This is a genomic window from Duganella sp. GW821-FHT07F09 (assembly GCF_059418705.1).
Genome location: NZ_JBWKQJ010000023.1, coordinates 1 through 13,854, shown reverse-complemented (window position 1 = coordinate 13,854; position 13,854 = coordinate 1). Strand labels below are relative to the sequence as shown.

The following is a 13,854-nucleotide window of genomic DNA, read 5'->3' as shown; positions in this document are numbered from 1 at the left end:
TTCAAACTATTATCGGAGTCACCTGTGTTTATATCCAATGCGTATGCCCAAAATCCACTCGACGCCCTCGGCGCGACCGGCGGCTTCCTGGGCCAGTACGGTTTTCTGATTCTGATGTTCGTGGCGATGTACTTCCTGATGATCCGTCCCCAGCAAAAGCGCGCCAAGGAACAAAAGGCCATGATGGAAGCGCTGGCCAAGGGTGACGAAGTGGTCACCGCCGGCGGCGTGCTCGGCCGCATCTCGAAGATTTCCGACCTGTACATCACGCTGGAGATCTCCAGCGGCGCCGAACTGGTGGTGCAGAAGAACTCCGTGACCATGGTGCTGCCGAAAGGCACGCTCAAGGCGCTGTAACCGGCCCAGGCCCCGGCCCGTTTATCGCGCGATAAGCGGGCCGTATTGCATCCGACGCCTAACCCTGATCGTTGAACAATATGAATCGCTATCCCGTCTGGAAATACATACTTATTGCCGTCGCCATCCTGCTCGGTGCGCTGTACTCCGCGCCCAACTACTTCGGCGAATCGCCGGCGGTGCAGGTGACGAGTGGCAAATCGACGCTCAAGCTGACGTCGGACATGATCGCCAAGGTCGATGACGTGCTGACCCGGGAAAAAATCCCGCACAGCGAGCTCACCTTCGACGGCACCGGCACCTACGCCTCGGTGCGCGTGCGCTTCCCCGACCCCGACACCCAGTTCCGCGCCAAGGCCGTGCTGGAAAAAGGCCTGAACGCCGACCCCGCCGATCCGTCGTACCTGGTCGCGCTCAACCTGCAGCCGGACACCCCGAAATGGATGCAGGCGCTGCACGCGACGCCGATGTACCTCGGCCTCGACTTGCGCGGCGGCGTGCACTTCCTGATGCAGGTCGACACCAAGGCCGTGCTGACCAAGCGCGTGCAGGGCATGCAGGCATCCGCCCGCAGCCTGCTGCGCGACAAGAACGTGCGCCACGCCGGCATCGAGCGCGTGGGCGACACCATCGTCATCAACTTCCGCGACGACGCCACCCGCCAGAAGGCCAAGTCCGTGCTGGGCGACCAGCTGCCGGACGTGACGTTCACCGATGCGGGCGCCGAGGCCGACCTGAAAACCGTGATGACCTTGAAACCGGCGGCGCTCAAGCAGACCACCGACGAAGGCGTCAAGCAAAACATCGCCACCCTGTCCAAGCGCGTCAACGAGCTGGGCGTGGCCGAACCGATCATCCAGCAGCAAGGTCCGGACCGCATCATCGTCCAACTGCCGGGCGTGCAGGACGTGGCGCGCGCGCGCGCCGTCATCGGCCGCACCGCCACCTTGGAAATCCGCATGGTCGACGAATCGATCACGCCGGGCACCGAACTGACGTCGTCGATTCCGCTGAACTCGGAACTGTTCACCGTCGGCAAGGGCGTGCCGGTCGTGCTGAGCAAGGACGTGATCCTGACCGGCGACTATATCTCCAGCGCCACCGCGCGCCAGGACCAGAACGGCCAGCCGGCCGTCAGCATCGACCTGAACGGCGACGGCGGGCGCCGCATGCGCGACGCCACGCGCGACCGCATCGGCAAGAAGATGTCCATCGTGCTGTTTGAAAAAGGCAAGCCGGAAGTGTTGTCGGTCGCCACCATCCAGGCCGAACTGGGCAGCAGCTTCCAGATCACCGGCATGGGCAACTCCGAGAACTCGGCCGAGCTGGCGCTGTTGCTGCGCTCGGGCGCGCTGGCCGCGCCGATGGACGTGATCGAGGAACGCACCATCGGGCCGCAACTGGGCGCCGAGAACGTGGACAAGGGCCGCCATTCGACGATGTACGGCTTTGCCGCCGTGGCCGTCTTCATGATCGCCTACTACATGATCTTCGGCCTGTTCAGCGTGTTCGCGCTGGCGTGCAATCTGTTGCTGCTGGTGGGCCTGCTGTCGCTGATGGGCGTGACCTTGACCCTGCCGGGCATGGCCGCTATCGCGCTGGCGCTCGGCATGGCGATCGACTCGAACGTGCTGATCAACGAGCGGGTGCGTGAGGAACTGCGCGCCGGCGCCTCGCCGCAGTCGGCCATTTCGGCCGGCTTCGACCACGCATGGGCGACGATTATCGACTCCAACGTCACCACCCTGATCGTCGGCATCGCGCTGTGGGTGTTCGGTTCCGGCCCGATCCGCGGCTTCGCCGTGGTGCACACGCTCGGTATCCTGACCTCGATGTTCTCCGCCGTGTTCATCATGCGCGGCGTGGTCAACCTCTGGTACGGCCGCAAGAAGAAGCTGCAATCGATCGCCATCGGCACCGTCTGGCGGCCGGACAACGCGGCTGGTGCGACTGCGGGCGGCAAGGTCGCGACGCGTCCTGATACCAAATAATTCGAGGCTATCACATGGAATTTTTCCGCATTAAAAAAGATATACCGTTCATGCGGCATGCGATCATTTTCAACGCCATCTCGGCGTTGACCTTTGTCGCGGCCGTGTTCTTCCTGTTCTATCGCCCGTTGAACCTGTCGGTGGAGTTCACCGGCGGCACCGTGATGGAGCTGCGTTACGCGCAACCGGCCAACCTCGAGGCGATACGCTCGACCCTGCGCGGCATCGGCTACGAGCACCCGGAGGCTGCCGGCTTCGGCACCGCGCACGACGTGCTGCTGCGTCTGCCGGTCGTGAAGAACATCACCGCCAAGGATGCGTCGCAAAAGGTCTACGAGGCCTTGTGCGCTGCCGAAAAGGGCGGTCTGACCCAGATCGACAACATCAACGCCAAGGGCGAGCACGTGTTCAAGCAGGCGTGCACGGGGCCGAACAACGTCGAGCTGGTCGAGCTGCGCAAAGTGGAGTTCGTCGGCCCGCAGGTCGGCGACGAGCTGACCCAGAACGGCCTGAAGGCGCTGGTGATGGTGGTCATCGGCGTGATGATCTACCTGGCGATCCGCTTCGAGTGGAAGTACGCCGTGTCGGCGATCATCGCCAACTTGCACGACGTGGTGATCATCCTCGGCTTCTTCGCCTTCTTCCAGTGGGAATTCTCGCTCACGGTGCTGGCGGGTATCCTGGCGGTGCTCGGCTACTCGGTCAACGAATCGGTGGTGATTTTCGACCGGATCCGCGAGAACTTCCGCAAGCAGCGCAAGGCCAGCGTGCATGAAGTGATCGACAGCGCGATCACCTCGACCATTTCGCGGACCATCATCACCCACGGCTGCACCCAGATGATGGTGTTGGCGATGCTGTTCTTCGGCGGTCCGACCTTGCACTACTTCGCCATGGCGCTGACCATCGGTATCTGCTTCGGTATCTACTCGTCGGTGTTCGTCGCCGCCGCCATCGCCATGTGGCTGGGCGTGAAGCGTGAAGACCTGATCAAGCCGGTCAAGGAAAAAGACGAAACGGATGGCGCGGTCGTGTAAGCTTCGCCGCTCCGCCCAAGCCCTCCCCGCGTTCGCGCCGGGAGGGTTTTTTTATGGTCGGGGGATCAGTGAAAAAACGTGGGCGGAGACGGATCTGTCGCCCAGCTTGAGACGGTTGCGCGCCAGGCCTTCATGCAAGGCGTTGGCCTTGAGCGCGAGGGCGAAACTGGCGGTGTTCTCCGCCGCGACGACGATCTCGACCCGCGACTGTGCCAGCGGTCCGAAGGCGTGTTCGGCCAAGGCGACGGTGGCGGCCAGTGCCGCGCCTTGCCGCTGCGCGGACTCGCGTACCCAGTAACCAAGATTGCAGAAGTTGTGGACGGTGTTGAAGCCATTCAGACCGGCGCCACCGACAAAGCTCACGCCATCGGCCTGGAAGATGCCGAATTCATGTGCGCTGCCGTTGTCGCGGGAGGCGGCGCAATGCGCGAACCATGCCAGCGCTTCTTCCTCGGTGTAGCCGGCGGTCGCCCATGGCATCCATTTACCGACCGTCGAGAAGGATTCCCGGACGGCGGCGGCGAAGGCAGGGGCATCGGCAGCGGTGAAGGGGCGAAGCAGGAAACCGGCGGCATGCAGTGTCGTCATTGTTGGCGCAATCAGGGGTTGATATTTTTATATCATAATCGGCTATGCCGGCGGCGGCAAGCGCCGCTGGAAAGCCGGGTACGGCGGGGCGGTGAGCGTATTCCACTCCCTGTGGAGCGCGCAGCTCCGCCCCACCCGCTGGCTATGCGGACTTGAGCATGTCGTATAACGCCCGCGCGGCCGGCGACAGGTGACCGGCCTTACGGGTGATCAGGGCCAGCTGGCGTGAGATGGTCGGCTCCTTCAGCTTGATGATGCGCAGGCGCGGATACGTGCCTTTCTGGATCGCCAGGTTGGGCACGATGGCGGCCGCCACGCCGGCCGCCACCAGCCCGATGGCGGTGGAGCTGCGCTGCACCTCGTACTGGAATTGCAGGCTCAGATTCATGCTCTTGTCGCCAAGGTAGCTGTCCAGCAGCGCGCGGTTGCCGTTGACGTCGCCGGAGAAGATCAGCGGGTAGGGCTGGATCTGCACCCACGTCAGCGAGCGCCGTTTCGCCAGCGCGTGGTCGTCGCGGCACAGCAGCACGAAGTCGTCCTGCACCACCGGCACCGAAACCAAATCGGGGTGTGTGCTGCCGGACAGGTTGATGCCGAATTCCGCCTCGCGGCTCAGCACCGCCTCGGCCACGCGCGCCGATGCGTGATCGAGTATCTTGACCCGGTTCGCGGGAAAGCGCGCCGAGTACTCGCGGATGATCTCGGGCAGGAATTGGATGCCGGCCGTCGGCACGCTGGCGATCGTGATGTCGCCGCGCTGCGCCTTGCCGGTCTCGCGGATTTCGGTCAGCGTGGACGACAGCTCCAGCAGCAGCCGGCGCGCCTGCGGCAGGAAATCCTTGCCGATGCCGGTCAGCGCGATGGTGCGCGTGGTGCGCTCGACCAGCATCACGCCGAGGAAATCCTCCAGATTGCGCAGCCGCTGCGTCACCGCCGTCTGCGTCACGTGCAGCGTGTCCGCCGCTTTCTGAAAGCCGCCAAAGTCCGCGATCGCGACAAACGCCTGCACGCCGAGAATATCAATCTTCATCGAAGGCTTTCATAAATTTATTGAATGAATGGTCTAAATAAATTCATTGTACTTATATTTGCCGGAGGAGGAAAATTCCGCCATCGAGTCCAGGAGTACACACCATGCACACCCAGGCAGGCGCGCTGACCGAGCGCACAGACCAATTGTCACCCTCAACGATTTTCCTCGTGTTCTCCAGGCTGGCGCTGATGGGCTTCGGCGGCGTGATGCCGTTCGCCTACCGCGCCCTGGTCGAGCAGCACAAGTGGCTGACGGCCGAGGAATTCGCCAAGTGCATGGCGATGAGCCAGATGCTGCCCGGACCGACGGTCTGCAACGTCGGCCTGATGGTCGGCAACCGCTATGCAGGCATCGCCGGCGCGCTGGCGGCGGTGGGCGGCTTGATACTCGGTCCGTTCTTCATCGTCATCGGGCTGGGTGTCGTGTATCAGCAGTTCGGCGATCTGGAGATCATCCGGCGCGCGATCGGTGGCATGGCCGCCGTCGCGGCGGGCCTGATCCTGGCGACGGCGGCGAAGATGGCGCTGGCGATGTTCGCCAAAGCGCACTGGCGGCGCAAGCACGATCAACTGAAGCTGCTGATGATGGTGCTGGCCTTTATCGCCCTTGGGCTGTTGAAGTGGCAGCTGGCGCTGGTGTTCTGCGTGCTGGCGCCGTTGGGCACCGCCGCCGCCTATCTGCTGGGAGACAACCATGAATGAGCCATCGCCGGTCGCCGAGCTGTCGCTGCATATCGCGCTGATGTCGCTGATGGCCGTAGGCGGCGGCGTGGTGCTGCTGGCGCCGCAGGTGGGGCAGTATGTGGTCGAAGGCCGGCACTGGCTGACCAACGAGCAGTTCTCCGCCGCCTACGCCATCGCCCAGGCGGCGCCTGGTCCCAACCTGCTGTTCATCTCCCTGGTGGGATGGCTGATCGGCGGCTGGTCCGGCGCCATCATGACCACCATCGCGGTGATCGTGCCGTCCACCTTGTTGACCTTGACGGCGATCCGCTGGCACGCCGGCCGCGCGGGCGGGCGCTTGTCGCGCGCGCTGGGCGAAGCGTTCGGCCCGATGTCGATCGGCCTGATGGCCGCCACCGCGTGGCTGTTCACCGGCATATCGAACACCGACTGGCGCGCCGATGTCGTCACCTTGTTGTCGGCGCTGATCCTGCTGCGCACCAAACTCAATCCGGTGGTGCTGATCGCGCTTGGCGCGGCCGCCGGCGCGCTGCGTATCATCTGAACCAATGCAAAAGTTAAGCGGTCTTCGTAGGGCGGATTAGGCGGCACGCCGTAATCGGCCAATCGATTCGCCGTCGAAACGCACGCATTGGCCGATTACGCTGCGCTAATCCGGCCTACGAAAAATTTACTGGGTGCGCGCCCGGAGGCTCGCCGACGGGCATAGTCCGAACAGCTTGCGGTAGTCGCTGGAGAACTGGCTGAAATTACTCAGCCCCCAGGCGTCGGCCACATCGCCTATCGCCACCTCGCCCGGCGCGCCGTCGTTCAACTGGCGGCGCACGCCGTTCAGCCGCATCATGCGCAGGTACAGCATGGGACTCATGCCCAGCACATCCTCGAAACAGTATTGCAAGGTGCGGCGGCTCACGTGCACCTGCTCGCACAGCTCCGGCACGGTGATCGCCTCGCTGCGGTGCGCGTGGATATACTCGCGCGCCAGCGCCACCACGCGCCGCCGCCGTTGCAGGCTGGCGGCGACCTCCGGTTCCACGCAGCGGTGGTCCAGCATATCCAATAACGCCAGCAGAACGCCTTGCTGCCACTGCGGCTCCGCTTCGCCGCCGGCCGGTTGCGTCTCATCCGGCAGCAGCCGCGCCAGCGTGCGCAGGAACGCCGCGCGACCGCCGGCGTCGACCTGCAGCAGATCGGCCGACTGCACGCGCTGCCAATCGATCTCGCAGCCGTGCGCGCGCGCGGTATCGGTCAGCAACTGCCGGCTGGCGACGATGCCGTAGATACTGTAGTCACTCGGCGTGACCAACTCAAACTCAACATTGCCCGGCTGCACCATGATTGAATCGGCTTCGGTCTGGCGGCCGTTGATGCGCGTGGCCGCCGCGTGGTCGGGCAGGCCGAACCAGATCGCGTCCGGCCACACGCGGCACGACTGCCGCACCGACTGGCTCAGGCGTTCGCGGAATACTTGTAGCTGGGGTAACTGACGTTCCGTCAGGGCACCGCGAAACAGGCCGGAGCTGATCTGGTCGTAGCGCTGCTGCCAGTTGGTCAGCTCGCTTGCCAACGCGTCGGCGTCGTGCGCCAGCACCGTGCGTACCTCGCGCGCATGGTGCAACAACTGTGTTGCAGTCTGGTGCATATCCCTTCCCCCGCTGTTGTCGCTTGTTGTATTTCCCGTCGCCGCCGGGCAGGGCGGCCTCAAGTTTGCCGATTTTCGATAACGGCGGGCCTGGCCCCGCTTCTATACTGAAATCCGCAGCAACTTCCATACCCGCCCGGACCAGGCGTCCATCCGGGCTCAGACGCGGCTAAATTAGGGGAAAAAATATGAACGCAAAACAAGCGGCCGGCAAGCCCGCGCTGCAGCAGACGCTGAGCACCTTCCAGCTATGGGGCATTGCCGTCGGGCTGGTCATCTCCGGCGAATACTTCGGCTGGAGCTATGGCTGGGCCTCGGCCGGCACCCTGGGTTTCACCATCACCGCGCTGTTCGTCGCGGCCATGTACACCACCTTCATCTTCAGCTTCACCGAGCTGACCACCTCGATCCCGCACGCGGGCGGCCCCTTCGCCTACAGCAAGCGCGCCTTCGGCCCCACCGGCGGCTACCTGGCCGGCGCCGCCACCCTGATCGAGTTCGTGTTCGCCCCGCCGGCCATCGCGCTGGCGATCGGCGCCTACCTCAACGTGCAGTATCCGCAGATCGACCCCAAGCTGGCGGCCGTGGGCGCCTACCTGATTTTCATGACGCTCAACATCGTCGGCGTGCAGGTGGCCGCCACCTTCGAGCTGCTGATGGCCCTGCTGGCGATCTTCGAGCTGCTGGTGTTCATGGGCGTGGTCGCGCCGGGCTTCTCGATGGCCAACTTCACCAAGGGCGGCTGGTCGGGCTCGGACAGCTTCAGCCTGGCCTCGGTGCCGGGCATGTTCGCGGCGATCCCGTTCGCCATCTGGTTCTTCCTGGCGATCGAGGGCGTGGCGATGGCGGCCGAGGAGGCCAAGGACCCCAAGCGCTCGATTCCCATCGCCTACATCACCGGCATCATCACCCTGGTGCTGCTGGCGGTCGGCGTGATGGTGTTCGCCGGCGGCGCCGGCGACTGGACCAAGCTGGCCAACATCAACGACCCGCTGCCGCAGGCGATGAAGCTGATCGTCGGCGAAAACAGCGGCTGGCTGCACATGCTGGTGTGGCTTGGCTTGTTCGGCCTGATCGCCTCCTTCCACGGCATCATCCTGGGCTACTCGCGCCAGATCTACGCGCTGGCGCGCGAGGCCTACCTGCCGCATTACTTCGCCAAGATCCACCCGCGCTTCAAGACGCCGCACCGCGCCGTGCTGGCCGGCGGCGTGGTCGGCATCGCCGCCATCTACAGCGACGAGCTGATCAAGATCGGCGGGCTGACCCTGACCGCCAACATCGTCACCATGTCGGTGTTCGGCGCCATCACGATGTACATCATCAGCATGCTGAGCCTGTTCAAGCTGCGCCGCGCCGAGCCGCACATGACGCGTCCGTTCCGCGCGCCGCTCTACCCGCTGTTCCCGGCCATCGCGCTGGCCGGCGCGCTGGTCTGCATGGGCACGATGATCTATTACAACCCGCTGATCTTCGCGCTGTTCGTCGGCTTCCTTGCCGCCGGCTATGTGTTCTTCCTGCTCACCAAGGACAGCCGCCGGCAGCACGCCGCCCTGGACCCCGTTTAACTTATTTATTCTGGAGCATACTTTAATGTCTAAAACTATCATCACGCTGGGTTGTATCGCTTTGTTCTCCGGTGCCGCGATGGCCGCCGATCCGGCGCCGGCGGCGCCAGCCCCCGCGCCCGACTGGACCGAGAGCGGCAACGTCACCGTCGTCTCCGACTACCTGTTCAGGGGCATCTCGCAGACGCAGGCCAAGCCGACCATCCAGGCCACGCTGGACTTCACGCACTCGAGCGGCTTCTACCTCGGCCTGTTCGGCTCGGGCGTCTCGCACGCGGCCTATAACAACGGCGCCGGATCGGAGATCGACGTCTACGGCGGCTACCGCCACAGCCTGAACGCCGACACCGTCATCGACGCCGGCCTGGTCACGTACTGGTTCCCGGGCGCGCATTACGCGACGGGCGGCCAGGACATCAAGTACCATACGCAGGAGGCCAAGCTGGGCGTGAACATCGGCGCCTTCAACGCCTACGGCTGGGTGTCGCTGAACAAGCGCTGGTTCGGCTTCACGATCCAGCCCACCACGGGCGAGCTGGTCGACACGCGCGGCACCCTGTATGGCGAAGTGAACTGGAATCCGGAACTGGCGCCGGGCCTGGTGTTGAACCTGCACGCGGGCAAGCAGAACGTGCGCCACATGAGCGAGTTCAATTTTTATGACGTAAAGGCGGGCGTAACGAAGACGATGGACAAATGGGCGTTCTCGGCGGCGGCGGTGTACAACAGTGGCGACGCCAGCAAGAACGGCACGCCGCTGTGGACCTTCTTCAATGCCGACGGCAGCGGCAAGAACGTGGTGCAAAAGCGGTTGCTGGTAACGGCCACGCGCACGTTCTAGAAAGTCTGCGTCTCGACGGCGCATGCATTGGCGGATTACGGCATTCCGCCTAATCCGCCCTACGTGTTTGCGTGGAACGAGTACAGTAACGCAAGCCCATCCGGAGCCATGCATTGCGTGTTGGCGCGGAACCAGGACAGTAAAGTAAGCCCAACGCGGAGACACGTAGGGCGGATTAGCGCAGCGTAATCCGCCATGCGCGAGCCGCCAGAAACGGCATTAGCATCGGAGACACGAATGAGCAGCTTCTCGCACACGGTAGGCAGCAAAACCTACCAGTTCCGCGACCTCAAGGACCTGATGGCGAAAGCCACGCCGGCCCGCTCCGGCGACTACCTCGCCGGGCTGGCCGCCGCCAGCGCCGAAGAGCGCGTCGCCGCGCAAATGGCGCTGGCCGACCTGCCGCTGACGCTGTTCCTGAACGAACTGGTCATCCCCTACGAACAGGACGAAGTCACGCGCCTGATCATCGACGAGCACGACAAAGCCGCCTTCACCCGCATCGCCCACCTGACCGTGGGCGACTTCCGCAACTGGCTGCTCGGCGACGCCGCCGACGAGGCGGCCCTGGCCGCCGTCTCCCCCGGCATCACGCCGGAGATGGCGGCGGCGGTCTGCAAGATCATGCGCGTCCAGGACCTGATCCTGGTGGCGAAGAAATGCCGCGTCGTCACCCGCTTCCGCAACACCATCGGCCTGGAAGGGCGCATGGCCACGCGCCTGCAGCCCAACCACCCGACCGACGACGCCACCGGCATCGCCGCCAGCGTGCTCGACGGCCTGCTGTACGGCAGCGGCGACGCCGTCATCGGCATCAACCCGGCCACCGACAACGTGCCGCAGGTGATCAAGATCGTCACCATGCTCGACGAGATCATCGCCCGCTACGGCATCCCGACCCAATCGTGCGTGCTCACCCACGTCACCAACACCATCGCCGCCATCGAGCGCGGCGCGCCGGTCGACCTGGTGTTCCAGTCGATCGCCGGCACCGAGGCGGCCAATGCCAGCTTCGGCATCGACATCTCGCTGCTCGCCGAGGCGCGCCAGGCCGCGCTGTCGCTGCAACGCGGCACGGTCGGCAATAACGTCATGTATTTCGAAACGGGGCAGGGCAGTGCGCTGTCGGCCAACGCCCACCACGGCGTCGACCAGCAAACCTGCGAAACGCGCGCCTATGCGGTCGCCCGCAAGTTCCAGCCGCTGCTGGTGAACTCGGTGGTCGGCTTCATCGGCCCCGAATACCTGTACGACGGCAAGCAGATCATCCGCGCCGGCCTCGAGGACCACTTCTGCGCCAAGCTGCTGGGCCTGCCGATGGGCTGCGACGTCTGCTACACCAACCACGCCGAGGCCGACCAGGACGATATGGACATGCTGTTGACCCTGCTCGGCGCGGCCGGCTGCACCTTCGTCATGGGCATCCCGGGCTCGGACGACATCATGCTCAACTACCAGACCACGTCCTTCCACGACGCCCTGTACGCTCGCCGCGTGCTGGGCTTGAAGACGGCGCCGGAGTTCGACGCGTGGCTGAAGGCGATGCACATTTTCACCGACGATGAACGCGCCACCCTGGGCAACGGCATGCCGGTGGCGTTCCAGCGCGCGCTGGCCAGTTTGACGTAAGCAAGCACAGGAATACTATGGACGATGCCGAGAGCAACATCATTGTCGGCCAGCCGGCGCCGACGCCGGAACCGGAAAGCGGCGCCGACGGCGTGGTGACCGCCAACCCCTGGCAGTCGCTGCGGCGCTTCACGGCTGCGCGCATCGCGCTGGGCCGCAGCGGCGTCAGCCAGCCGACCGCGCCGCAACTGGCGTTCCAGCTGGCGCACGCGCGCGCCCGCGACGCCGTCCACCTGGCGCTGGACCCCGCCGCGCTGGGCGAGGCGCTGCTGGCCGCCTGCGGCCTGCGCTGCCTGCCGCTGCACAGCGCGGCGGCCGGCCGCGACATCTATCTGCAACGGCCCGACCTGGGCCGCCGGCTCGACGACGCCTCGCGCGATGTCCTGCTGCGGCGCCGGGCGGCCGAGCCCGGCGACTACGACCTTGCCATCGTCATCGCCGACGGCCTGTCGGCGCTGGCCATCGAACAAAACGCCGTCCCGTTCATCAAGACGCTGATGACGCGGCTGGCGGAGGACGGCTGGTCGCTGGCGCCGCCGGCCATCGTCGGCCAGGGCCGGGTGGCGGTCGGCGACGAGGTGGGCGAGCTGCTCGGCGCGCGCGCGGTGGTGGTGCTGATCGGCGAACGGCCCGGCCTGAGCTCGCCGGACAGCATGGGCCTGTACCTGACGTGGGCGCCGAAGGCCGGCTTGACCGACGCCAGCCGCAATTGCATCTCGAATGTGCGTCCGGCGGGCTTGACCTACGACGACGCAGCGTTCAAGCTTCACTATCTGTTGTCCGAAGCGCGCAAACGGCAATTGTCCGGCGTCGCGCTCAAGGATGAAACGGCCACCGACAACCACGCACTGGACGCGCCCCGGCGCAACTTCCTGCTCGACCACGACTAACAACATGAGCCGATCCGGCCGACTTTTCCTGTTGATGGACGCGATGCGCGGCTACCGCCGTCCCGTCACCGCCGCGCGCCTGGCCGAACAGCTGGGCGTTTCCGAACGCACCATCTACCGCGACATCCAGACCCTGTCCAGCCTGGGCGCGCCGCTGCAGGGCGAGGCCGGCGTCGGTTACATGCTGAAAGCCGGCAGCTTCCTGCCGCCGCTGATGTTCGGCCCCGACGAGCTCGAGGCGCTGGTGCTGGGCGCGCGCTGGGTGCGCCGCCAGGGCGACGAGGGACTGGCCGCCGCCGCCACCAGCGCGCTGGCCAAGATCGCCACCGCCACGCCCAAGGACTTGCGCGACGACATGGCCGAAACCAGCCTGTGGGTACCGATGGGGGTGAACTGCGACCAGGCCGCCGACGTCCACGTGCGGCCGGTGCGCGAAGCGATCCGCTACCAGCACCGGCTGCGGCTGGGCTACCGCGACGAAAAGGGCGCGGCGTCGGAGCGCATGGTGTGGCCGTTCGCGCTGGCGTTCTTCGAGGGCAGCCGCATGCTGGCCGCGTGGTGCGAACTGCGCATGGCGTTCCGCCACTTCCGCATCGACCGCATCGCCGAGGTGCACACCACGGGCGAGCGCTACCCCGCGCGCCGCCACGACCTGTTGCGTTCGTGGCGCAAGGAACACGCGATCCCCGAAGACTCCTGACAAAAACTGTCGCGCGGTGGCCGTACGATGAAGTCCTCACCCACCCACTCATCGGAGCATGCCATGCGACTCTACCACCACCCGATCTCCTCCAACTCGCGCCGCGTGATGCTGGCCGCCGAGACCATGGGCACGCCGCTGGACCTGACCGAGGTCAACCTGATGAACCCGGACGACCGGCGCCTGCTGACCGAGCTCAATCCCAATTGCAAGCTGCCGGTCCTGCAGGACGGCGACTTCACCCTGTGGGAATCGTGCGCCATCATGCAATACCTGGCCGACCGCACCCTGGGCCAGACGCTGTATCCCGACAACATCCTGGTGCGGGCCGACATCAACCGCTGGATGCTGTGGTCCTGCCAGCACTGGGCGCCGGCGATCGGCTACCTGACGTTCGAGCGGATATGGAAGGGCTTGATCGGCCAGGGCGGGCCGGACGCGGACGTCGTCGCCCGCGCCGAGATCCAGCTGGCGCAGTTCGCGCAGGTGCTGGACGGCCATCTGGCGGGGCGCGAATGGCTGGTCGGCGACAAGCTCAGCCTGGCTGATTTCGCGGTCGCGCCGGCGCTGATGTACACCGAGCAGGCCCGGTTGCCGGTCAAGCAGTATCCCCACATCATGGCGTGGTACGAGCGTGTGCGGCAGCTCGACGTCTGGAAGAACACCGAACCGGTATGGGGATAACGAAATATGTCCGCTATGTGAATTGGCGCACAGAGCAAGGAGGCGGGGGCGGGTATTCTTGAACTGTCTCCTCTGGAGGAGATCCCTAGTTTTGGACTTTGCCCGCTACCAAGCGGGCTTTTTTTTGGCTGCAACTCCGGGGTCAGATACCGTCTTGAATAGCAAGCCCTTTCACCAAGTAATTGGAGTCGAAGGGCTTGCCGTTGTGGAT

14 protein-coding genes are annotated in these 13,854 nt (G+C 65.1%); 11 read left to right on the top strand and 3 right to left on the bottom strand.

Annotation, left to right across the window (positions count from 1 at the left end):
• The first annotated feature begins 24 nt into the window (after nt 1-24).
• The 3 genes from yajC to secF all read left to right on the top strand — a co-directional run bounded on the left by yajC (nt 25) and on the right by secF (nt 3,385).
• Nucleotides 25-357, top strand: a complete 333-nt coding sequence (gene yajC / locus AC07P1_RS32390) for a preprotein translocase subunit YajC (protein ID WP_090324870.1) — start codon at nt 25-27, stop codon at nt 355-357.
• An 80-nt stretch (nt 358-437) separates the two neighbouring features.
• Nucleotides 438-2,348: a protein translocase subunit SecD gene (secD, locus tag AC07P1_RS32385; protein WP_494699708.1), complete on the top strand. Its 1,911-nt coding sequence runs from the start codon at nt 438-440 to the stop codon at nt 2,346-2,348.
• Between the two features lie 14 nt (nt 2,349-2,362).
• The gene (gene secF / locus AC07P1_RS32380; protein ID WP_494699707.1) at nt 2,363-3,385 is read left to right on the top strand and encodes a protein translocase subunit SecF; all 1,023 of its coding nucleotides are present in this window, start codon (nt 2,363-2,365) and stop codon (nt 3,383-3,385) included.
• Nucleotides 3,386-3,436: 51 nt separating this feature from the next.
• Here the strand turns inward: secF and AC07P1_RS32375 are convergent, their stop codons facing one another.
• Nucleotides 3,437-3,973, bottom strand: a complete 537-nt coding sequence (locus AC07P1_RS32375) for a GNAT family N-acetyltransferase (RefSeq protein ID WP_494699706.1) — start codon at nt 3,971-3,973, stop codon at nt 3,437-3,439.
• Nucleotides 3,974-4,115: 142 nt separating this feature from the next.
• Entirely contained in the window at nt 4,116-5,003 is an 888-nt protein-coding gene (locus AC07P1_RS32370; protein ID WP_494699705.1) for a LysR family transcriptional regulator, read from the bottom strand.
• 104 nt (nt 5,004-5,107) lie between these two features.
• Here AC07P1_RS32370 and AC07P1_RS32365 point away from each other — a divergent pair, with 104 nt between their 5' ends.
• Both AC07P1_RS32365 and AC07P1_RS32360 read left to right on the top strand, forming a co-directional pair.
• Nucleotides 5,108-5,707, top strand: a complete 600-nt coding sequence (locus tag AC07P1_RS32365; RefSeq protein ID WP_494699704.1) for a chromate transporter — start codon at nt 5,108-5,110, stop codon at nt 5,705-5,707.
• Entirely contained in the window at nt 5,700-6,233 is a 534-nt protein-coding gene (locus AC07P1_RS32360) for a chromate transporter (RefSeq protein ID WP_494699703.1), read from the top strand. Before AC07P1_RS32365 ends, AC07P1_RS32360 begins: the two co-directional genes overlap by 8 nt.
• 126 nt (nt 6,234-6,359) lie before the next feature.
• Here AC07P1_RS32360 and AC07P1_RS32355 read toward each other — a convergent pair whose 3' ends face one another.
• Nucleotides 6,360-7,331, bottom strand: coding sequence for a helix-turn-helix domain-containing protein (locus AC07P1_RS32355; RefSeq protein ID WP_494699702.1), 972 nt, complete (start codon nt 7,329-7,331; stop codon nt 6,360-6,362).
• Nucleotides 7,332-7,519: 188 nt separating this feature from the next.
• On the opposite strand from AC07P1_RS32355, the gene eat reads away from it, so the two are divergent.
• The 6 genes from eat (at nt 7,520) to AC07P1_RS32325 (ending at nt 13,643) form a co-directional block, all read left to right on the top strand.
• A complete protein-coding gene (gene eat / locus AC07P1_RS32350) occupies nt 7,520-8,899 on the top strand; it encodes an ethanolamine permease (protein ID WP_494699701.1) in 1,380 nt (459 codons plus the stop codon).
• A gap of 25 nt (nt 8,900-8,924) precedes the next feature.
• Nucleotides 8,925-9,740, top strand: a complete 816-nt coding sequence (locus AC07P1_RS32345) for a TorF family putative porin (protein ID WP_494699700.1) — start codon at nt 8,925-8,927, stop codon at nt 9,738-9,740.
• Nucleotides 9,741-9,977: 237 nt separating this feature from the next.
• Nucleotides 9,978-11,369: an ethanolamine ammonia-lyase subunit EutB gene (locus AC07P1_RS32340; RefSeq protein WP_494699699.1), complete on the top strand. Its 1,392-nt coding sequence runs from the start codon at nt 9,978-9,980 to the stop codon at nt 11,367-11,369.
• A gap of 17 nt (nt 11,370-11,386) precedes the next feature.
• Nucleotides 11,387-12,259, top strand: a complete 873-nt coding sequence (gene eutC, locus AC07P1_RS32335; protein ID WP_494699698.1) for an ethanolamine ammonia-lyase subunit EutC — start codon at nt 11,387-11,389, stop codon at nt 12,257-12,259.
• A gap of 4 nt (nt 12,260-12,263) precedes the next feature.
• Complete coding sequence (locus tag AC07P1_RS32330) at nt 12,264-12,959, top strand: helix-turn-helix transcriptional regulator (protein ID WP_494699697.1); 696 nt, start codon at nt 12,264-12,266, stop codon at nt 12,957-12,959.
• Nucleotides 12,960-13,022: 63 nt separating this feature from the next.
• A complete protein-coding gene (locus tag AC07P1_RS32325) occupies nt 13,023-13,643 on the top strand; it encodes a glutathione S-transferase family protein (protein WP_494699696.1) in 621 nt (206 codons plus the stop codon).
• Nucleotides 13,644-13,854: the final 211 nt, after the last annotated feature.